This window comes from Bifidobacterium intestinale, assembly GCF_023656765.1.
GTDB lineage: Bacteria > Actinomycetota > Actinomycetes > Actinomycetales > Bifidobacteriaceae > Bifidobacterium > Bifidobacterium hominis.
Map to the genome: position 1 here is coordinate 104,441 of NZ_JAMOKR010000001.1, position 21,370 is coordinate 125,810.

The 21,370-nt window shown below is 57.6% G+C and carries 19 protein-coding genes; 17 read left to right on the forward strand and 2 right to left on the reverse strand.

The window, feature by feature from the left end; all coding sequences use genetic code 11:
- The first annotated feature begins 317 nt into the window (after positions 1-317).
- A complete protein-coding gene (locus NBH13_RS00370) occupies positions 318-497 on the forward strand; it encodes a DUF8602 domain-containing protein (RefSeq protein WP_143433385.1) in 180 nt (59 codons plus the stop codon).
- Positions 498-1,092: 595 nt separating this feature from the next.
- Here the strand turns inward: NBH13_RS00370 and NBH13_RS00375 are convergent.
- Together NBH13_RS00375 and NBH13_RS00380 are read right to left on the reverse strand one after the other, a co-directional pair.
- Positions 1,093-1,635 carry an LOG family protein gene (locus NBH13_RS00375; protein WP_099571203.1) on the reverse strand — a complete coding sequence of 181 codons (543 nt, stop codon included), beginning with the start codon at positions 1,633-1,635 and terminating at the stop codon, positions 1,093-1,095.
- A 68-nt stretch (positions 1,636-1,703) separates the two neighbouring features.
- Positions 1,704-2,069, reverse strand: coding sequence for an FtsX-like permease family protein (locus NBH13_RS00380; protein ID WP_250778498.1), 366 nt, complete (start codon positions 2,067-2,069; stop codon positions 1,704-1,706).
- 53 nt (positions 2,070-2,122) lie between these two features.
- On the opposite strand from NBH13_RS00380, the gene NBH13_RS00385 reads away from it, so the two are divergent.
- The 16 genes from NBH13_RS00385 to NBH13_RS00460 all read left to right on the forward strand — a co-directional run bounded on the left by NBH13_RS00385 (position 2,123) and on the right by NBH13_RS00460 (position 21,368).
- Positions 2,123-2,995 carry a TrmH family RNA methyltransferase gene (locus NBH13_RS00385; RefSeq protein ID WP_144170969.1) on the forward strand — a complete coding sequence of 291 codons (873 nt, stop codon included), beginning with the start codon at positions 2,123-2,125 and terminating at the stop codon, positions 2,993-2,995.
- A gap of 65 nt (positions 2,996-3,060) precedes the next feature.
- A complete protein-coding gene (gene pheS, locus NBH13_RS00390; RefSeq protein WP_004222372.1) occupies positions 3,061-4,128 on the forward strand; it encodes a phenylalanine--tRNA ligase subunit alpha in 1,068 nt (355 codons plus the stop codon).
- 7 nt (positions 4,129-4,135) lie between these two features.
- Positions 4,136-6,745 carry a phenylalanine--tRNA ligase subunit beta gene (gene pheT / locus NBH13_RS00395; protein ID WP_099571201.1) on the forward strand — a complete coding sequence of 870 codons (2,610 nt, stop codon included), beginning with the start codon at positions 4,136-4,138 and terminating at the stop codon, positions 6,743-6,745.
- 24 nt (positions 6,746-6,769) lie between these two features.
- Positions 6,770-7,498 carry a DUF4190 domain-containing protein gene (locus tag NBH13_RS00400; RefSeq protein ID WP_180753691.1) on the forward strand — a complete coding sequence of 243 codons (729 nt, stop codon included), beginning with the start codon at positions 6,770-6,772 and terminating at the stop codon, positions 7,496-7,498.
- A gap of 146 nt (positions 7,499-7,644) precedes the next feature.
- Entirely contained in the window at positions 7,645-8,739 is a 1,095-nt protein-coding gene (gene argC / locus NBH13_RS00405) for an N-acetyl-gamma-glutamyl-phosphate reductase (RefSeq protein WP_099571199.1), read from the forward strand.
- The gene (gene argJ, locus NBH13_RS00410; RefSeq protein WP_250778500.1) at positions 8,736-9,908 is read left to right on the forward strand and encodes a bifunctional glutamate N-acetyltransferase/amino-acid acetyltransferase ArgJ; all 1,173 of its coding nucleotides are present in this window, start codon (positions 8,736-8,738) and stop codon (positions 9,906-9,908) included. The genes argC and argJ overlap by 4 nt, the downstream gene beginning before the upstream one ends.
- A gap of 10 nt (positions 9,909-9,918) precedes the next feature.
- On the forward strand, positions 9,919-10,875 hold the full coding sequence (gene argB / locus NBH13_RS00415; protein ID WP_065435325.1) for an acetylglutamate kinase: 957 nt from the start codon (positions 9,919-9,921) through the stop codon (positions 10,873-10,875).
- A complete protein-coding gene (locus NBH13_RS00420; RefSeq protein WP_250778502.1) occupies positions 10,865-12,160 on the forward strand; it encodes an acetylornithine transaminase in 1,296 nt (431 codons plus the stop codon). Before argB ends, NBH13_RS00420 begins: the two co-directional genes overlap by 11 nt.
- A 50-nt stretch (positions 12,161-12,210) precedes the next feature.
- Positions 12,211-13,179 carry an ornithine carbamoyltransferase gene (argF, locus tag NBH13_RS00425; protein WP_099595886.1) on the forward strand — a complete coding sequence of 323 codons (969 nt, stop codon included), beginning with the start codon at positions 12,211-12,213 and terminating at the stop codon, positions 13,177-13,179.
- On the forward strand, positions 13,179-13,694 hold the full coding sequence (gene argR / locus NBH13_RS00430; RefSeq protein WP_004222349.1) for an arginine repressor: 516 nt from the start codon (positions 13,179-13,181) through the stop codon (positions 13,692-13,694). Before argF ends, argR begins: the two co-directional genes overlap by 1 nt.
- Positions 13,695-13,771: 77 nt before the next feature.
- The gene (locus tag NBH13_RS00435) at positions 13,772-15,028 is read left to right on the forward strand and encodes an argininosuccinate synthase (RefSeq protein WP_250778504.1); all 1,257 of its coding nucleotides are present in this window, start codon (positions 13,772-13,774) and stop codon (positions 15,026-15,028) included.
- Between the two features lie 108 nt (positions 15,029-15,136).
- Positions 15,137-16,624, forward strand: coding sequence for an argininosuccinate lyase (gene argH / locus NBH13_RS00440; protein ID WP_022244997.1), 1,488 nt, complete (start codon positions 15,137-15,139; stop codon positions 16,622-16,624).
- 99 nt (positions 16,625-16,723) lie between these two features.
- The gene (locus NBH13_RS00445) at positions 16,724-17,218 is read left to right on the forward strand and encodes an HD domain-containing protein (RefSeq protein ID WP_144164395.1); all 495 of its coding nucleotides are present in this window, start codon (positions 16,724-16,726) and stop codon (positions 17,216-17,218) included.
- A gap of 10 nt (positions 17,219-17,228) precedes the next feature.
- Complete coding sequence (locus NBH13_RS00450; protein WP_099571487.1) at positions 17,229-18,056, forward strand: putative ABC transporter permease; 828 nt, start codon at positions 17,229-17,231, stop codon at positions 18,054-18,056.
- 102 nt (positions 18,057-18,158) lie between these two features.
- On the forward strand, positions 18,159-19,466 hold the full coding sequence (gene tyrS / locus NBH13_RS00455) for a tyrosine--tRNA ligase (protein WP_195523940.1): 1,308 nt from the start codon (positions 18,159-18,161) through the stop codon (positions 19,464-19,466).
- A gap of 84 nt (positions 19,467-19,550) precedes the next feature.
- Entirely contained in the window at positions 19,551-21,368 is a 1,818-nt protein-coding gene (locus tag NBH13_RS00460; RefSeq protein WP_250778505.1) for a helicase, read from the forward strand.
- Positions 21,369-21,370: the final 2 nt, after the last annotated feature.

Consider the following 21,370-nt stretch of genomic DNA (forward strand, 5'->3'; position numbering starts at 1 on the left):
TTGCCTTTGCGCTGCAGGGTATATCGTAGGAAATTATCCTCATGTAGTAATTCCCGCATAGCCGCTTAGCGTCTTTCAAGATTTTTATTGCCAATGTGTATCACAAAGCACTACGTCTAACTGGATTAAATAAATACTCAGGTTTCAACCGTCCTGCAAGCGTAGCGTTACCGCGAACCGCTCTCTATAAGCACCCATGGCGCCCATCGTAGATAACAAGCCGAAAGAAGGAGAACGCGGTCCGGACGGCCTGTTTCAAGCCTCTAAAGGAGTAATCCTTTCGGGGCTTTTCTATTGTCCGAAAGGAGGCGGCACGCATGCCGAGAAAACCAAGACGCCCCTGCCGCCACCCCGACTGCCCGAACCTTTGCGAGGACGGCGAGCAATACTGTGAGAAGCATCGCAAGGAAGCTGAGCGGCAGTACGAGCATTTCACGCGCGGCCACTCCGCGGGCAAGCGCTATGGCAGGCAGTGGAAGAAGATCCGCGACCGATAGAAGAACATTGGCATAGTTCTCAAAGTGAAATCCCCTTATGAGGCCAGACAGATCTGGCAGCGGGACACCATAGGACGCCGCCACATACGTTAGATATTCCCGGAATGTGAAATACCGAAATGACTGATCTTCCGCTGCCCCTAAATCCAGTGAAAAATCAGAAAGTAAGGGGTGATCTGCGGTGTACCAGACGCTTAAATGGTTCAAGGAAAGAAGTGTCTTGCTGTCCATTCTGCATTACCTCCGATTGTTTTTGTCTTTCTCCCAGAGCGAATAGGCGGAGAACAGGAACACGCCGCCGAGGAAAATGTACAGCAGGACAAACGGGATGTTCATGGTAACGAAACTGTAAAACATGCAGACAATAAAAACGCAAATCCATTCTTCGCGTGGCCGACGGATACGGGTTCCATCCGATCAGCAGGTTCGGCAAACAAAGCATCCCGGAGTTGACCGGATGCGCTGCGGGGCATGTGGGTGCATGCCGGTTGTGATGGGCCGGTTGAAGGATATTCCGGCCGATTATGAGGGTCGTTTGGGCGTCCCCGTTTTCTTGAAAAAGACCTGTCGAATAAAAACGGCCTGACTGAGCCGCCTATGCCTTGTGCATGGCGATAATATGCTCTATCTCGGCAAGATCCGAAGCGAAATAGATACCATGCTGGCGTTCCCCTGTGGAGAAGCCATCGTCGATCATGCGATGCAGCAGCGCCTTCATATCATCGTAGAAACCGTTGAGATTATAGAAAATGCAAGGCTGTGCCAACTGGTCAAGACAGACTTTGGACACGACCTCGCTGATCTCCTCCAACGTTCCCGTGCCCCCGGGGAATGCAATGAATACGTCGCCAAGCTCGATCATGCGCGTGCGTCGTTCGGTGATGTTCGGCACGATGGTGAGTTGGGTCAGATTCTTATGCGCGACACCCTTGTCCACGAACATCTGCGCTTCGATACCGGTCACCTTGCCGCCATGCTCAAGCACAGTGTCGGCGATGACTGCCATCAGCCCCTCGTTGGAACCGCCATACACCAAACGGTGCCCGTTCTCGGCAATCCATATGGCCAGCTCCGCCACGGCCTGCTTGTATACGGGGTTGTTGCCTTCGTGAGCTCCTAAATACACCGTGACGTTCATGCTTGTACCTCCAACATTCATGGGATGATGTCGCGCGCCCAACCGTAATCAGACAATAAGTCAGACAATCAGTGTAACGAACCGATGTTCGCAAACCAATCGAAAGCGGTGAGACACACTCGCAAGCTGTGCATATCTTTCATGGATGTGCAAAAGCCCCATACTCGGCCTGCCAAATTCATGACATGCCGAATATGGGGCGAAATAAGGGGAGCGAAGCGTCCATCGACACCCTGCATATCGCGACCGAACTGCGCCGCAACCTTGACTTTGTTCGCACCGATCGCGGTAAGTACGCCGATCTCATACTTACGTTCACGTACGTTCAGCAATGTGATGACCACCAGCACCACAATGAGCAGCGTCAACGCGAACTTCGACAGGTTGTTGAGCGTACCAGGTTGGATTCGCGATTCTCCACTTTTCTGAATCAAAAACACGACATGAACGGGGCATTCGTTGCGGCAATGGTGTTAGGCTAACGCGTATGCCTATAAAATCCGAAGTCATTGCGAACACCAAGTCGGAGCGCGTCCACCGCGTGTCCGAACTTGCCGATCGAAAAGGGCGGAAACGGTCCGGCCATTTCATGGTGGAAGGCCCGCAGTCGGTGCGTGAGCTGCTGACATACCATCCTGGGATTGTCGAGGACCTTTACGTTGAGGTCGAGTCAGCACAGCCCGATGCCTCGTTTGTGACACCTGTCGTCGCGCAGATGGCGGGCAAGGCCATGCAATCCGGCGTGTATGTGCACAAGGTCACTCATGCGGTGATGCACCGTATGAGCGCCGACGCGCAAGGCGTGCTTGCCGTCGCAGACATGCAGGCTTTCCTTGATTCATCCGCTGTTCCAGACGATTTCGACGGACATGCGATGGTCGCCGCGTTTTGGCAGGTCCGCGATCCCGGTAACGCTGGAACCGTGATCCGTTCCGCCGATGCGGCCGGCTGCTCTGCCGTGGTATTGGTCGACGACTGCGTGGACGTGTTCAATCCGAAAGTGATCCGCTCCACTGCGGGATCACTGTTCCACCTTCCGATTCTGGCCATGGGAACAGACGACTTCTTTGCATGGTGCGATACTCACGAGCTGGCAGTGTATGCGGCCGATGTATATGGCACGGATTCCCGACAGCCGGAATCCCTGACGGATGTAATCGCCGCGCCGGAAACGCTTGCCGGAGCCAAAGCGGTGTTGTTTGGCAATGAGGCGCGTGGATTGACCAAGGAAGTTTTGGAACGAACCGATAGGATCGTGTCCATACCGCTCTATGGCAAAGCGGAATCCTTGAACCTCGGTACCAGTTCGGCGGTAATGCTGCTGAGCTTGGCTATGTCGAGTCATGTTGAAAGAATGTAAAGTCGGAAAACGTTGAAATTGCGCGTTTTTCGCGTAAAACAAACGGGAAATGAGAAAGGTATCTCGTGGCAGAAGGTGCGGTATTCGACGCCCAAGCGGTAACCGATGCGGTTGCCGAGGGCATCGCGAAAATCGAAAACGCCTCCAGCATGGAGGAATTGAAAGCCATCAAGACGCAGTACGCCGGAGCGGAATCCGCGATGACGCAGGCCAGCAAGGCCATCGGCGCGTTGCCGAAGGACCAGAAGAAAGACGCCGGCAAGATTATGGGCAAGCTGCGCGCCGATTTCGGTCGTGCGTATGGCACCAAGGAACAGCAGGTCAAAGCCGAGGAAGAGGCCCGTGCGCTTGCCGCCGAAACCGTGGACATGACCCTTCCGGTCAATCGTAAGCCGCTTGGCGCGCGCCATCCGTTGCCGAAGCTGATGGAGGATGTCGAAGACTTCTTCATCTCCATGGGCTGGCAGATTTCCGACGGTCCTGAAGTGGAAACCGAATGGTACGACTTCGACGCGCTGAACTTCGGTCCCGATCATCCGGCACGTCAGATGCAGGATACCTTCTACGTCAAGGGCAATCAGGCCAAGGATGCCGCAGGCTTCGTCGGATCCAACATGGTGCTGCGCACCCAGACCTCCTCCGATCAGGTGCGTGGTCTGCTCACCCGTGGCGTGCCGCTGTACATCGCATGCCCAGGCCGTGTGTTCCGCACCGATGAGCTCGACGCCACCCATACGCCGGTGTTCCACCAGGTGGAGGCTCTTGCGGTCGACAAGCATCTGACCATGGCCGATCTGAAGGGCGTGCTCGATAAGCTTGCCGTGGCCATGTTCGGTCCGGAAGCCAAGACCCGTCTGCGCCCGAGCTATTTCCCGTTCACCGAGCCGAGCGCCGAACTCGACCTGTGGTTCCCCGATAAGAAGGGTGGCGCAGGCTGGCTTGAATGGGGCGGCTGCGGCATGGTCAACCCGAACGTGCTGAAGTCCGCAGGCCTCGATCCCGAGGTCTACACCGGCTTCGCCTTCGGCGTCGGCGTGGAGCGTACCCTGCTGCTGCGCCATGACATCAACGACATGCACGACCTGGTCGAAGGCGACGTGCGATTCAGCGAACAGTTTGTGATGGGGGAGTGATTGACCCATGCCAATGGTTGACATTGATTGGCTCAAGGACCACGTCGAGGTTCCGGAAGGTCTTACGTACGAACAGCTTGCCAAGGATCTGGTGAAGGTCGGTCTCGAAGAGGAAGAGATTCACACCTCCCAGCTGGTTGGTCCGATTGTCGTCGGCTACGTGGTCGATGCCACTCCGGAACCGCAGAAGAACGGCAAGATCATCAACTGGTGCCATGTCGACGTCGGTGACGAATACAACGAAACCGATGAGAACGGCAACAAGGTGCCGCGCGGCATCATCTGCGGCGCTCCGAACATGGCCGCAGGCGAGAAGGTCGTCGTGACGCTTCCCGGCGCTGTGCTTCCGGGCGATTTTAAGATCGAGCCGCGTAAGACCTACGGTCATATCTCCAACGGAATGTGCGCTTCCGAGCGTGAGCTTGGTTTGGGCGATAACCATGATGGCATCATCCTGTTGCGCAAGTACGGCTTCACCCCGGAAGAGTATGAGAAGCTCCAGCCGGGCGACGACGCCATGCACCTGCTGCACTTGGATGAGCCGCTGCTGGAGATTAACATCACTCCGGATCGCGGCTACGCGTTCTCATACCGTGGCGTGTCTCGCGAATACCATCATTCCACCGGTGCCGCCTACACTGATCCTGCTGTCGCTCTGAATGAGAAGGCGCCGATCACTAAGGGTCTGCCGGAAGGCACCAAGACCGATATCGAAGTGATCGTCGACGACAATAATCCGATTCACGGTGTGGTTGGATGCGATCGCTATTACGCTCGCGCGGTCAAGGGCTTCGATCCGGCCAGCCATACGCCGAACTGGATGCGTCGCCGTCTGGCCCGTGCAGGCATGCGTTCCATCTCCTTGGCTGTAGACATCACCAACTATGTGATGCTCGACTTGGGACAGCCGATGCACGCCTACGATTTGGATAAGATCGAAGGACCGATTGTGGTGCGCCGCGCCAATGAGGGTGAGAAACTCACCACACTGGATGGCAAGGACCATGATCTGAGCATCGAAGATCTGCTGATCACCGATTCCCCGAACGGTGAGCGCGGTTCCCGTGTGCTCGGCATCGCCGGCGTCATGGGTGGTCTGTACGGCGAGGTTACCGCTGAGACCAAGAACATCCTGCTGGAATCCGCGCACTTCGATCAGGTGTCGATCGCGCGTTCCGCACGCCGTCACAAGATTCCGTCCGAAGCCTCCCGTCGTTTCGAACGCGGTGTGGACGACCAGCTGCAGCCGGCAGCCGCCCAGATGGCGGCCGAACTGATGGTCAAGTACGGCAATGGCGAGCCGAGCGAGCACCCGACCGACTTCAATACCGTCTCTAACCGCCGTCCGATCCTGTTCAAAGCTTCGGAAGTGGCTCGTGTGGCAGGACTTGATACGGACGTGAACACCATCAGCGACATTCTTACCGATATCGGTTGCTCTGTCGCAGGAGGCGGCAACGGCGAGTTTTCCGTGGTGCCTCCGAGTTGGCGCCCCGACTTGAACGAGCCGTGCGATCTGGTTGAGGAAGTGGCACGTCTTGTCGGATATGACGAGATTCCCGTCACCGTGCCGCCGGCACCGGTCGAAGGCAGGGTCGGTCTGACTGCTGAGCAGCTGCGTAAGCGTCAGGTTGCCGATGAACTTGCCGAATACGGCATGGTGGAAACGTTGAGCTATCCATTCGTCGGCGATGAGGATTACAAGAACTTCGCGTTGGACGCCGCTGAGACGAAGAACATCAGCGTGGAGATCGCCAACCCGCTCGCCGGTGATCGTCCGTTCCTGCGTCGTGACATTATTCCAACGCTGGCACAGACCGTTCAGCGCAATCTGCGTCGCGGTGTGGAGAATGTGTCGCTGTATGAGATTGGCCACGTGTATCTGTGGAATCCGAACGCTCCGGCGATTCCGGCGCTGCCGGGTGCCGTCAAGCCGACGGACGAGCAGCTTGCCGCGCTTGATGCCGGTCTTCCGGAACAGCCGATGCACGTTGCTGGCATTCTGACCGGCAACGCCGTTGACTCCGGTTGGCTGGGCGACCGCCGCGCAGTGGATTGGTCTGACGCCGTCGAGGCGGTGCAGCGCATCTCCGACCGTATTGGCGCAGCTCTCACACTGGATCAGCCGAAGGCTGAAGATGTGTCGGCACAATGGCATCCGGGCCGTGCAGCCCGCGTGATGGCCGGTGACGTATTCGTCGGCATGGTCGGCGAGCTTCACCCGCATGTCAACGAGGCGTTGGGCTTCCCTGCCCATTCCGCGGCCTTCGAATTGGATTTGACCGCGCTGTTCGCCACGTTGAGCGGCAAGCCGGTGCAGGCCAAGCCGATTTCCACCTTCCCGCCGGTCAAACAGGATCTGGCTTTCACGGTGTCCACCGACGTTACGGCCGCTGAACTCAAGCAGGTCATCGTCGAAGCCGCCGGAAACAGTCTTGAAAGCATTGAGCTGTTCGATGTGTACACCGGCGACCAGCTGGGCGAAGGAGAGAAGTCCTTGGCCTACGCGGTCACATTCCGTGCTTCGGATAAGACTCTCGCCTCCGAAGACAGCGAAGCTATCCGCAAGCGTATTGTGGATGAAGCGTCCAAACTGGGTGCGCAGCTGCGCGCCTGATCTCGACCTTCCCAAGAACAGAGGATGATTATGAACGAACCGGAACAGTATCAGCCGAACAACACCGACGAACGTCAGGAGACGGCTGATGCTGCTCCGGTTTCGTCATCTTCTGGTGCCGCTGCGCCTTCACAGCCGGAGTATGGTCAAATCAACCAACCCGAATATGGCGCGATGAGCAGTCAGCTGCCAGCCGGCTACGATCCGTACGTGTATGGCGCGCCTGAACCTGAACCGCAACCTGTGGATGCCGTCCAGCAGCAGAATATGCAATATCAAACGGGGCAATACCCTCCAAACGGGCAGCAGCCAATGCCTCCGTACAATGCGAACGGACAACAGAATCCATACGGCGCCAATCCGTATGGGTCAAATCCGTATGATCCGAACCAATATCCACAGCAGGGCAATATGCCCTATCTGCCGAATCTGGATCTCAACGATCCCCGGCAGAATCCCGCATACGGCCATTGGGATGCCTATGCGATCATGTCTCTCGTGTTTGCCGTGCTGATGCCGGTGCCGGTCCTTCCTGCGTTGGTCGGCGCAATCTCGATGTGGCGCACCAAGAAGCTCCACATGAAAGGGCATGGCTTGGCTCTCGCCGCGGTGATCATCAACGTGCTGTATACTTTGGCCGTGATTTGGTTGGCGATGCATGGACTATCCGTCGCCGACCTGTATAACGAGACCTTGCAGTACATGCTTGGCGGTGCGGGATCAGGCCAAGGAGACGAGTCGATCACCGCCTGATTCGGCGTGTTTCCTTGTCTTCTGATAATCGTCATAGTCACGCAATGACCACTATGCGACACGAAACGAATGCATAATTATGCAATATAGTGCATAAAGTGTATGCTGAATGTGTTTTCAGTGAGTCAATGAAAAGAGACGTGACTATGGCCAAATACACAGTAGCCGTGGCCGGCGCGACCGGATATGCGGGAGGCGAGGCCCTCCGTATCCTCGCGGCCCATCCATATTTCGAAGTGACGTGCGTGACCGGGCATTCGTCCGTTGGGGACAAGCTTGGCAAGCATATGCCACATATTCCGCAACTTGCCGACCTTGTGGTGGAAGACACCACTCCGGAAGTTCTTAATGGGCATGATGTCATCATTCTTGCTCTGCCTCATGGGGCATCCGGCGCATTGGCCTCGCAGCTTGATCCGAATGCCGTGGTGGTGGACTTGGGGGCCGACCATAGGCTTGAGGAAAAAACCGCATGGGATGAGTTCTACGGCGGTGACTTCTATGAGCACTGGACTTACGGCATGCCTGAGCTTATTACCGGCATATCCGAAGATGGTTCTTACCGGCGCCAACGTGAAGTGATTCCAGGAACCACGCGTATTGCCGGTCCGGGATGCAATGTGACCGCAACCACATTGGCGCTGCAGCCGGGCATTGCCCAAGGGCTTGTTGAGCCGACGGATATTGTTGCCGATCTGGTGGTCGGTTACTCCGGCGCAGGGAAGAATCTGAAGCGCGTCAATTTGCTTGCAGCTGAGGCATTCGGTTCCGCATTACCGTATTCTGTCGGCGGCACTCATCGTCATATTCCTGAGATTTTGCAGAACTTCGCCCATGCTGCAGGAAAGAACGCAGCTGCGGCAAATGAGTTCACGCTGGGATTCACTCCTATTCTTGCGCCAATGGCCCGTGGCATTCTTGCCTCGGTTTCCGCTAAACTAACCGATAAAGCATTGAGCATGTCGGATGCTGAAATCAGGCAGGTTTGGGCTGACGCATATGCGGATCAGGATTTCATGATTGTTTTGCCTGAAGGCGTTATGCCGGCCACCGCCAACATCATCGGATCGAACGCGGCCCATATTCAGGTGGCCGTCGACCGCAAGGCAAGTCGTTTGCTGGCCTTCGCGGCAATTGACAACCTCAACCGTGGCACGGCCGGACAAGCGGTGCAGTCGTTGAATGTAGCACTGGGACTTCCTGAAGATGCAGGACTGACAAAGATTGGAGTGGCGCCATGAGCGTAACGTTTGCGCAAGGTTTTTCCGCGGCTGGCGTGGAAGCCGGTATTTCCGCAGTCGAAGGTAAGAAGGATCTGGCTCTTGTGGTCAATAACGGTCCGCTGGATATGGCTGCCGGAGTGTTCACTTCGAACCGTTTCTGCGCAGCTCCCGTGCAGTGGACGCGCAAGATCGTGGCCGACGGTCATGTGAAAGCCGTCATCCTTAATTCCGGAGGCGCAAACGCATGCACCGGCCAGCCGGGATATGAGCAGTCCAAGGCCACGGCCCAAAAGGTCGCGGCGCTTGTAGGTGCCAAAGACAGTGATATCGCGGTCTGCTCCACGGGCCTGATCGGTGAGCTTCTGCCTCTTGACCATGTGCTTTCTGGCGCAGACAAAGCGTTCGCGGCCCTTGCCGATACCGCTCAGGCCGGTGCGGATGCGTCCCATGCCATCATGACCACCGACACCAAGCCGAAAACCGTTGAGTTGGAAGGCTCCAACGGCTTCCATATCGGAGGTATGGTCAAGGGGTCGGGCATGATTGCCCCGCAGTTGGCCACCATGCTGTGCGTCATCACTACGGATGCCGTGGTGAGCGCCGGCCAGTTGCAGGCGGCATTGAATGCCGGAGTGGAGATGTCGTTCAACCGCATCGATGTGGATGGATGCATGTCCACCAACGATACGGTGCTCCTGCTCGCATCCGGCGCTTCGGGCATCGAACCCGATCCGGACGAATTCAACGATCTCGTTGCGCAGGCCACGGCGTCTCTGGCACGCCAGATCATCGGCGATGGCGAAGGCGCGAGCCACGACATCCGTGTCAAGGTGATCGGCGCCACCACGGAGGATGCGGCGCTTGCCTGCGGTCGTGCGGTGGCCGCGTCCAACCTGCTTAAATGCGCCATTTCCGGCAATGACCCGAATTGGGGACGTATCGTCAGCTCGTTGGGCACCGTGCCGCCGGAAGTCGCGCCATACGATTCCAATAAAGTCACGGTTGATGTCAATGGCGTGCGTATCTGTGAGAACGGCGGAGCCGGACGCGACCGATCCGAAGTCGACATGACTCCGCGCGAGGTGCACATCGACATAGATTTGCATGCGGGAAATGCGGAAGCAACTGTCTGGACTGACGATTTGACCCACGAATACGTACACATTAATGCAGATTACGAAAGCTGATTGAACGGTAATGACCAAGGAACTCAAAGGACCTGGATTCCATTTTGACGTGCATACCGATTTGCGCGCCGACCAAAAGGCGGAAGTGCTGATTGAGGCACTGCCATGGCTTGAGGAATTCGCCGGACAGCGCATCGTCATCAAATATGGCGGCAATGCGATGATCGACGATCATCTCAAAGCCTGTTTCGCTGAAGATATGGTGTTTCTGCGACAGGTCGGCTTGCATCCGGTTGTGGTGCATGGCGGAGGCCCGCAGATCTCGCACATGCTTAAGGCTTTGGGCATTAAGTCGGAATTCAAGGGAGGTCTGAGGGTCACCACGCCGGAGGCCATGGATGTGGTGCGTATGGTTTTGACGGGCAAGGTTTCCCGTGAACTTGTCGGATTGATCAACGCCCATGGCCCGTTCGCAGTCGGTCTTTCCGGCGAGGATGGTGCGCTCTTTTCCGCCATGCAGCGCAAGCCGATCATCAATGGCTCTCCAACCGATATTGGTTTGGTCGGCGACGTGGTGAGCGTCGACGCATCCGCGGTTGAGGATCTGATCAATGCCGGACGCATTCCTGTTGTTTCCTCGGTGGCTCCAAATGAGGATGATGCTACCGAAGTGTTGAATGTGAACGCCGATTCCGCGGCTGCGGCGCTTGCGGCCGCCCTTGGAGCCAGCAAGCTGGTCGTGTTGACTGATGTGGATGGCTTGTACGCCGATTGGCCAGACAAGGACTCTTTGATCGGACGCATCGGCGTGGAGAACCTACGCGATATGCTGCCGGATTTGGAAAGCGGCATGCGTCCCAAGATGGAGGCCTGCGTCAGGGCCATCGACGGAGGTGTGCCTCGCGCCCATATCATCGACGGACGCAAGCCGCATTCCATCCTGAATGAGATTTTCACCACAGATGGCATTGGAACCATGGTCGTTCCCGAAGACGGTATTGAAATGAGGAGCTCGTATGGCAACTGAACAATTGGAAAACCTCGGCAGTGAGGACGCCAAGTGGCTGGGGAAGTACTCCCGAGTGCACATGAACGTGTTCGGCACGCCGCTTCGCGTTATGGACCACGGAGAAGGCGCGCATGTCTGGGACGTCGATGGCAATGAATACCTCGACTTCCTTGCGGGCATTGCGGTGAACGCACTCGGCTACGCCCACCCGAAATGGGTGAAGGCCGTCAGCGAGCAGGCCGCCAAAGCCGCCCATGTGAGCAACTACTTCGCCACGGAGCCGCAGATCAAACTGGCGTCGAAGCTCATTGAGCTTGCGGACGCTCCCGAGGGATCTCATGTGTATTTCGGCAACTCCGGAGCGGAAGGCAACGAGGCGGCATTGAAGCTTGCCAAACTGTATGGACGCACCTTGCCGGGCGCATCGCCTGCCATTGGCGGGAAGCCGGCACGTATCATCGCCATGACCCACGGCTTCCATGGGCGTACCATGGGCGCGCTGTCCGCAACGTGGAAGCCCTCCATCCGAGAAGCGTTCGAGCCGCTGGTTCCCAATATCGAATTCGTCGAAGCTGGTGACGAGGCCGCATTGCATGACGCGTTTGCCGAAACCGGTCCCGGCAAATACGGCAAGGGACCTGTCGCCGCCGTCATCATGGAACTGATCCAAGGTGAGGCTGGCGTGCGTCCGCTTGGGGCCGGCTATGTGAAGAAGGCCCGTCAGATGTGCGACGACAACAACGCGCTGCTCATCATCGATGAGGTCCAGACGGGTATCGGGCGTACCGGATCCTGGTTCGCGTTCCAGCGTGAGGATCTCGCGGGCGGAGTGGTTCCGGATATCGTAACCTTCGCCAAGGGCGTTGCAGGCGGTTTCCCGATGGGTGGCATGATCTCCTTCGGCGCCAAGCTTTCCGCACTATTCACCCCAGGCTCCCACGGCTCCACCTTTGCGGGCAATCCGCTCGGAGCGGCCGCCGCGATGGCCACGTTGGAAACCATTGAGGAAGACGGCCTTGTGTCCAACGCCGAGGCGCGTGGCCAGCAATTGCGTGACGGCATCATGGCTTGCGGCAATCCGCTTTTCGTCTCCGTGCGTGGACGTGGCTTGCTCGATGCGGTCGAACTTGCCCATCCATGTGCGCATGCGGCGATGAATTGGGCGTTGGAGCACGGTTTGATCGTCAACGCGGTGGCGCCAGATGCGCTTCGTCTTGTTCCTCCGCTGGTGGTGACTGAACAGGATATTGATCAGGCCATCTCCATCCTCGCGAAGATCCCCGCGGATCTTCCCAACGACTGAACATAGCCGGCAATCACAACGAACTGAAACTCTTTTGAAAGGAGCCAACAATGGCAACTCCTGAATTGCGCCACATGTTGCGCGATGACGATCTCAACCATGAAGAACAGAAGCAGGTTCTCGAACTCGCCATCAAATTCCACAACAATCGTTTCTACCATCAGCCATTCGCCGGCCCGCAGGGCATCGCGGTGATCTTCGACAAGCCGAGTACCCGAACCCGTTCCAGCTTCTCCATTGGCGTTGCCGAACTGGGCGGCTATCCGCTGGTCATCGACAAGTCCGGCTCCCAGCTTGGCCGTGGCGAACCGGTCGCCGACACCGCACGCGTGCTTGACCGCATGGCCTATGGCGTGGTGTGGCGCACCTTTGGCCAGGATCGTGTCGAGGAAATGGCCAAGTATTCCACCCATCCGGTGGTGAACGCTCTGACGGATGAATTCCATCCCTGCCAGATTCTTGCCGACTTCCAGACTATCGCAGAACATCGTGGTGGCGTCGACAATCTGAAAAACCAGACCATCGCCTATCTCGGCGACGCGGCCAACAACATGTCGAACTCCTATCTGCTTGGTGGCGCCGTGGCCGGCATGAACGTGCGTGTCGCAGGGCCGAACGGCTATCTGCCGGATCCGCAGATCGTTGCCGATGCCGAAGCCATCGCATCCGAAACCGGCGGTTCCGTGTTGGTGACCACCGATCCGAAGGAAGCGGTCGCCGGCGCCGACTGCGTGTTCACCGATACATGGGTTTCCATGGGCGAAGAATCGGAATACGCCATCCGTTCCAAGCCGTTCTGGGATTATCAGGTGAACGCCGAACTCATGTCTTATGCCAAGGAAGACGCCATCTTCCAGCATTGCCTGCCGGCATACCGTGGCAAGGAAGTCACCTCCGAAGTCATCGACGGACCACAGTCCGTGGTGTGGGACGAGGCCGGCAACCGTCTGCATGCGCAGAAGGCACTGCTGACTTGGCTTACCGGCAAGACCCGCGGCGATGAAAGCCTGCTGGCCTGATGACGGACCAAACACCTGCGCTGCAACGTCCTGCCACACGGGCCGCTCGATTGAGCGCCATCGAGCAGGCGTTGCTGACGCGCATCGTCACCTCGCAGTCGCAGCTGTCCCAGATTCTCGCGGATCAGGGCATCGAAGTGACCCAGGCCACCTTGAGCCGCGATCTTGACGAGATCCATGCCACCAAAACCCGTTTGGCTGACGGAACCGTGGCCTATGCGCTGGGTAGACAGCCGGAGGAAAGCGCATCGGCTAATCCTGATGCAAAAACGGAACAGCAGATGAATCGTGTGCTTTCGGGACTGGTCACTTCGGTCGCGGCGGCTAGGAATCTGGTGGTGGTCCACACGCCGTCTGGCGCGGCCCAGTATGTGGCAAGTGTGATCGACAAGCAGCCCATCGATGGCGTGCTCGGCACCATTGCCGGGGACGATACCGTCATGGTGATCTGCGCCGATGACGATTATGCGAAACAGCGTGCGCAATGGCTGTTGGACGTCGTGTCCAAAGGCTGAATAGCCGTATAGTGGACACGACGCACCGTATATGCATAAATATACAGAGCATTGCATATACTGATGAATAACGTTTGATGTTAGAAAGGGAAACCATGAGCGATCAAAATCGTCTCGTTCTGGCGTACTCCGGTGGTCTGGATACCTCCGTCGCCATTTCATATCTGAAGGAACGCACCGGCAAGGATGTCGTGGCCGTATCCCTCGACGTCGGCCAGGGTGGCGAAAGCCTCGAAACCATCAAGCAGCGCGCGCTTGCCTGCGGTGCCGTTGAAGCGTATGTGGTAGACGCCCGCGACGAGTTCGCCAATGAGTACTGCATGAAGGCGCTGAAGGCCAACGCCCTATATGAGGGTGTGTATCCGCTGGTTTCCGCCATTTCCCGCCCGCTCATCTCCAAGCATCTTGTGCGCGCCGCCCACCAGTTCGGCGCCGACACCATCTCCCATGGCTGCACCGGCAAGGGCAACGACCAGGTCCGTTTCGAGGTGTCCATCTCCTCCATCGACCCGACGCTGAAGGCCATCAGCCCGATCCGTGATCTGTCGCTGACGCGCGACGTCGAGATCGCATTCGCTAAGGAGCACAAGCTTCCGATCGTGCAGACCGAGAAGAGCCCGTTCTCCATCGACCAGAACGTGTGGGGCCGCGCCATCGAAACCGGATTCCTTGAGGATCCGTGGAATGGTCCGACCAAGGACTGCTACTCTTACACCGACGATCCGGCTTTCCCGCCGGTCGAAGATGAGGTCGTCATCGAATTCAAGCAGGGCATCCCTGTCAAGATCGACGGTCACGACGTTACTCCGCTGCAGGCCATCGAAGAGATGAACCGTCGCGCAGGCGCACAGGGCATCGGACGTATCGATCTGATCGAGGATCGTCTGGTCGGCATCAAGTCCCGCGAGCTGTACGAGGCTCCGGGCGCTATCGCACTGATCACCGCCCACCAGGAACTCGAAAACTGCTGTCTCGAACGCGAGCAGCATCGCATCAAGCGTGATATCGACAAGCGCTGGGCCGAACTCGTCTACGATGCGCAGTGGTTCTCCCCGGCGACGCAGTCCCTGAACGCCTTCATCGAAGATACCCAGAAGTACGTTTCCGGCGAAATCCGCATGATTCTGCATGGTGGCCGCGCCGTCGTGACCGGTCGTCGTTCCGACACCTCGCTGTATGACTACAATCTGGCCACCTACGATTCCGGCGACAGCTTCGATCAGAAGTCGTCCAACGGCTTCATCGACATCTACGGTCTGCCGAGCCGTGTGGCCGCAGCCCGCGACGTCAAGTTCGACAATGGAATCGAGGTTCCGGAAAACAGCGTCGAGTAAGCGGGTTTTACACCGAATCGTCTCGATAATGGGGGAGAGCGTACCGTTAGGACCATCCTGACTGGTATTCTCTCCCTCAGTCATATCTGCAAGGAGAATGAAGTAACAATGACCGAGAGCACAACCAATGGTGAACACCTCGCCCTGTGGGGCGGCCGTTTCAAGTCCGGCCCGTCTCCGGAACTCGCGCGACTGAGCAAGTCCACCCAATTCGATTGGCGTCTTGCCGATGACGACATCGCAGGCTCACGTGCCCATGCCCGTGCGCTTGGACGTGCAGGACTGTTGACCGCCGATGAATTGCAGCGTATGGAAGACGCTCTCGACGAACTGCAGCGCCGTGTGGACTCCGGTGCGTTCGCTCCGATCGAAGACGATGAGGACGAGGCCACCGCATTGGAACGTGGGCTGCTTCAGATCGCCGGAGATGAGCTTGGAGGCAAGCTTCGCGCCGGTCGATCCCGCAACGATCAGATCGCCGCGCTGATTCGCATGTGGCTCCGCCGCCACAGCCGCGTCATCGCCAAAATGCTGCTTGGTCTCGCAGCCACACTGACCGAACAGGCCGAAAAGGCCGGACGCACCGTCATGCCGGGCCGCACCCACATGCAGCACGCCCAGCCGGTGCTGCTCGCACACCAGCTCATGGCCCACGTGTGGCCGTTGCTGCGCGACGTGGAACGTCTTGCCGATTGGGATAAGCGCATCGACGCCAGCCCGTATGGTTCCGGCGCCCTCGCCGGCAACACTCTCGGCTTGGAGCCGGTGGCCGTGGCCCGCGAGCTCGGTTTCTCCAAGGTGACCGCGAACTCCATCGACGGCACCGCCAGCCGTGATCTGGTCGCCGAATTTGCATTCATCGCAGCCATGGCGGGCGTCGACATCAGCCGACTGTCTGAAGAGATCATCATTTGGAACACCCAGGAATTCGCGTTCGTGCGCCTTGACGACGCCTATTCCACCGGCTCGTCCATCATGCCACAGAAGAAGAACCCGGATATCGCGGAACTCGCACGAGGCAAGTCCGGCCGTCTCATCGGCGATCTGGCTGGTCTGCTCACTACGCTAAAGGGCCTGCCTACCGCTTATGCGCGTGATCTGCAGGAAGACAAGGAAGCGGTGTTCGACCAGGTCGACACGTTGGAAGTGCTTCTTCCGGCCTTCACCGGTATGGTCGGCACCATGGTCTTCAACAAGGAGCGCCTCGAAGCGGAAGCTCCGACCGGCTTCGCCCTTGCCACCGACATCGCTGAATGGCTCGTCAAGAATGGCGTGCCGTTCCGTCATGCGCATGAGCTTTCTGGCGCATGCGTGAAGATCGCCGAAGACCGTGGTCAGGAACTTTGGGATTTGACCGACGATGACTTCGTCGAGGTCTTCAAGGAATTCCTTCCGGCCGACAAGGCACCTGAAGTGCGTGAGGTGTTGTCCACCGAAGGTTCGGTTTCCGCCCGTAACGGCAAGGGAGGCACGTCTCCGCTGCGCGTGCGCGAGCAGATCGTTTCCGCGAAAACCGCCATCGAACAGCTGCGCGCGTTCGCGAACTCCGTCAGCGATGGCCCTGCATACAAGACGCCGGAATCATTGCTCAAGTGAGCTTTAATCGGATCCCAAACAAACGATTCCGAAGTCGACGAAACGAAAACCAATCGACACCAATCGAATAGGCAAGGCAAAGCGGTGCTGCTGACACGCATGCAGATACAACATCTTGTCCGTATTCACGGGCGGGAAATCCTTAACCATGAACATATGCGGATCGAGAGAGAATGCTACCAGCATGGCGTGGTCACCACATTCGCGCATTCCATCCGTGTGGCCTGTCTGGCCGTATGGATCGCAGACAGGCTGCACTTATGGCATAGGGTGGATTTGCGTTCGCTGATTCGCGCCGCTTTGCTGCATGATTATTTTCTTTATGATTGGCACGAGTGGGACGATGGTGTGCATCGCATGCATGGTTTCACTCATGGTGGCACCGCCATGCGCAATGCCATGCGCGATTTCCGCCTCAATCGTGTGGAACGCGACAGCATCGAAAACCATATGTTCCCGCTGACGCCTTGCCCACCAAGGTATATCGAAGGATATCTGGTGACTGTGGCTGACAAGATCAGCGCCACGCAGGAGACGCTTTCTCTGGACCGTTTCAACAAGCCGGCGCTTGGCAATCCGGAGAGTGGAAAGTGAAATGCATGGCATGATTGCATTGGAATACCTGTTTTTATGGTTCCTGCTGTATGCATTTGTCGGATGGGTGTACGAGTCGATTCTGGTATCCATTTCGGAACATCGTTGGGTGAACCGAGGTTTCCTCAACGGTCCGCTTTGTCCGATCTACGGTTGCGGCGCGGTTTTGGCGATTGTGCTGTTGCGCGATCTGCATAACCCCGTGGTGATTTTCTTCATTTCGTCGTTTGGCGCATGCACGCTCGAATACGTTACCTCTTGGGGTATGGAAAAGCTGTTCCACGCCCGATGGTGGGACTACAGCCACTACCGGTTCAACATTCAGGGGCGAATCTGCCTACTGGGAGCCGTGGTGTTCGGCTTTGCGGGCGTGATCATCACTGACGTCACCCAGCCGGTGGTGGAACGTATAACACGGATGATTCCTTTGCCGGCCGTGCATTGGATGTGTGCGATTTTCGCTGTGATCGTTATTACAGATACCGTCATCACAGTGCTTGGCGTCATCGATCTTGCCGACAATCTTGCGAAGTTCAGCGAAACCGTCCAAACATATGCGGAAAAGGCCGGCGACTCGTTGCAATGGGGTAGGGATGCTTTCCGAGATAAATTCCGTGGTACGTTCCAAGGCCTGTCGGAATCCTCCCAGGAGGCGTTTGAGGCTCTTGCCAACATGCAGGCCACTGCAACTTCCATTTTGAACAGACAGCAGCGTCGTATGATCAGTGCGTTCCCGCGTTTGCGCTCCACGGATTCCACCAAATACAGCAAGATCATCGAAACCGTACGTGAAATGCTGCGTCGCAGGCAATCGCACAATAATGCCGACATCAAATAATTCCACGAAAAACGCCGAGTGTGGCTGTCTTCATCTTCTGCGAAACTGTAGGATGCGTAAAACGCAGTATCATCCGCAATTCAATAGGGAGAAAACACAGCTATGGCTCACGTCATCGATTTCAAGGAGGCCGGTTTCGAGTCCGTCCTCGATGAACTGGAATGGCGCGGGTTGATTTCCCAGTCCACTGACAGGAATCGACTCGCCGAAGCGTTGAACGGAGATCCCATTTCCTATTATTGCGGTTTCGATCCGACTGCTGCCTCCCTGCATATCGGCAATCTGGTGCAGCTCATCAACATGCGTCACCTTCAGGCAGCAGGCCATCATCCGATTGCCCTGGTCGGCGGCGCCACCGGCTTGATCGGCGATCCTCGCCAATCGGGCGAACGTACGCTCAATCCGAAAGACGTCGTGGCTGGTTGGGCCGAGCGTCTGAAGGCGCAGATCGGCGGCATTCTCGAAGTGGAAGGCAGCAATCCGGTCCGTTTCGTGTCCAATTACGATTGGACCGCCTCCATGAACGTCATCGACTTCCTACGTGACGTCGGCAAGAACTTCCGTTTGGGTACCATGCTTGCCAAAGACACCGTCGCCCGTCGACTGAATTCCGAAGATGGCATTTCCTTCACCGAGTTCAGCTATCAGGTGCTGCAGGGCAACGACTTCCTGCACCTGTTCGACGAATACCATTGCGTGCTTGAGCTTGGCGGATCCGACCAGTGGGGCAACCTCACGTCCGGTCTTGACTTGATCCACAAGGTACGTGGCGTGGATGTGAACGTGTTCACCAGCCCTATCATCACCGACGCTCAGGGTAAGAAGTTCGGCAAGTCCGAAGGCAACGCCGTCTGGCTTGACGGCACTATGCTGAGCCCGTACAAGTTCTACCAGTTCTGGTTCAACCGCCCCGACAGCGAGATGGAGAACCTGCTGAAGGTGTTCACGTTCCTGCCGAAGACGGAGATCGAACGTCTTGTGGAGGAAAGCAAGACCAATCCGGGCGCGCGTGAGGCGCAACGCACCTTGGCTTGGGAGGTCACCAGCCTGGTGCATGGTGAGGAAGCCACCCGACAGGCTATCGAGGCCGCCGGTGCGCTGTTCGGCCGTGGCGGCGATCTTGCGGACGTTGACGAGTCCACGCTTGAAGCCGCTCTTGACGGCGTGAAGATCGACGGCGAGTTCGCCAAGGCCGCGGTGGGCGACCGTGTGGCGGAAGCCGGCATGAAGGCCGGACTGTTCAAGTCGATTTCCGAAGCGCGCAAGACGATCAAGGCCGGCGGCGTGTATCTGAACAACGCCCGTGTTGAAGACGAAGAGCAGGTTTTGAACGAAAACAACTTCCTGCATGGACGTTTCGCATTGATTCGTCGCGGCAAGAAGGCCCTCGGCGTCGTAGAAAACGCGTGAGGCAATCGCGAGCGGCGCAAACAAACTTAAGCAAAGAACAAACGAAGACCATCCTCAAGGAATACAAGGAATATAAGGAACAGCATGGCAGAAGAACAGCGCGGATCGCGCGGCAAGTCCTACGGCAACCACAAGTCCTACGGCTCGGGCAAGCCGGGCAATCGCGGCGGCAAGGGATTCAAGCCGCGCGGCAATGGCGGCAAGTCCTACGGCCACAAGTCCGGCGGCTTCCACAACGACGACCATAAGGGCGGATACCGCAAGGGCAACGGTGGCAACTTCCACCGCGACCGCGATTTCCATCGTGACGGCGAAGGCGAAGGCCAGGAGCGTCGCTTCCACAACGGTCCGCGCAAGTTCCACCGTGACGGCGAGCGTCGTGACGACCACCGTGGCTACCGTGGCGGGCGCGGCGACAATCCGCGCTACCAGCGCGACGGCGAGCGTTCCAGCTTCCGTCGTGACGATCGTCGTGATGGCGATCGTAAGGATTTCCACCGTGACGGCGACCGTCGTAACTTCCGTCGTGAAGATGGCGACCGTCGTAACTTCCACCGCGATAATGATCGCCGTGATTTCCATCGTGATGGTGATCGCCGCAACTTCCACCGCGATAATGATCGCCGTGATTTCCATCGTGATGGTGATCGCCGCAACTTCCGTCGTGACGACCACCGTGGCAATGATCGTCGTGATGGCGGCCTCCGTAATTTCCGTGATGGCGATCGTAAGGATTTCCATCGTGACGATCAGCGCCGTGACTTCCACAAGGATCGCGACCAGCAGCAGGGCGAGGAGCGTCGCGAGTTCACCCGCGAAGAGAAGATGGCCTACCGTGAGGAGAAGCGTGGCGAGTACATGGCCAAGCCGCGCCGCAATTCCGATGGCACGGTGAGCTTCCCCTCGCAGAACCCGTACACGCATCGTCGTCCTGATGAGCCGAAGATGCCGAAGGGCATCGAATGGCGTATGCTCACCACCGACGATCGCGAACGCCTGCGTGGCCTGTCGAAGGAGCATGCGGAAAACATTGGTCTGCACATTCTTGCCGCGTATACGCTTGAGGAGAGCAACCCGGAGCTGGCCCTCGAACATGCCAAGTGGGTGGCCCGCCAGGCTTCCCGCATCGATTTCGCCCGCGAGACGCTCGCCTTCGTGGCATACCGTCAGGGTGATTACAAGCTTGCCTTGCGTGAGTTCCGCACCGCGTTCCGTATGAACGGTTTCCTGGATTATCTGCCGTTCATCGCTGACTGCGAGCGTGGCGTGGGCGAGCCGAAGAAGGCCATCGAAGTGGCTGTGAGCGACGACGCCAAGTATCTGCGCGGTGAAGCCAAGGCTGAAATGTTCTTGGTGTACGCTGGCGCTCTGGGCGATCTGAAGATGTGGGACAAAGCCATCGAGATCGTGCATACGCTGGGTCGTTCCAAGGGGTTGGCCGGCGAATACCGCATGCGTGCGATGCAGGCCGAGCAGTATTTCCTTGAAGAGGCCGGCCGTACCGATGAGGCCATCGCGTTGGATCGTCTGCTCGACAAGCTTGAACTGCAGTACGCCGATGTCGAAGATGATGAGACTTCCGACGATCTGGTTGTCGAATACGACATGCAGGAGCTGAACGACGAACTCATGGACGTGCTTGGCATTTCCGAGGATGATGCGCAGTACGCTCCGGAAGACCCTGAGAATGAGGAAGACGAATCCGAAGCCATCGACGAAAACGGCGAAACCAACGACGAAACCCAGCTTGAGGCCGAAGAGACGGAAGCTGGCGCGGAATCCGATGATGAGCCGGCAGAAGCTGACGATGCTGCGGAAGATGACGCCGATGATGACGGTGAGGCTGAAGAGGCCGAAGAGTCTTCGGATGCTTCTTCCGAATCCTCCGAAGATAACGAGTGAGG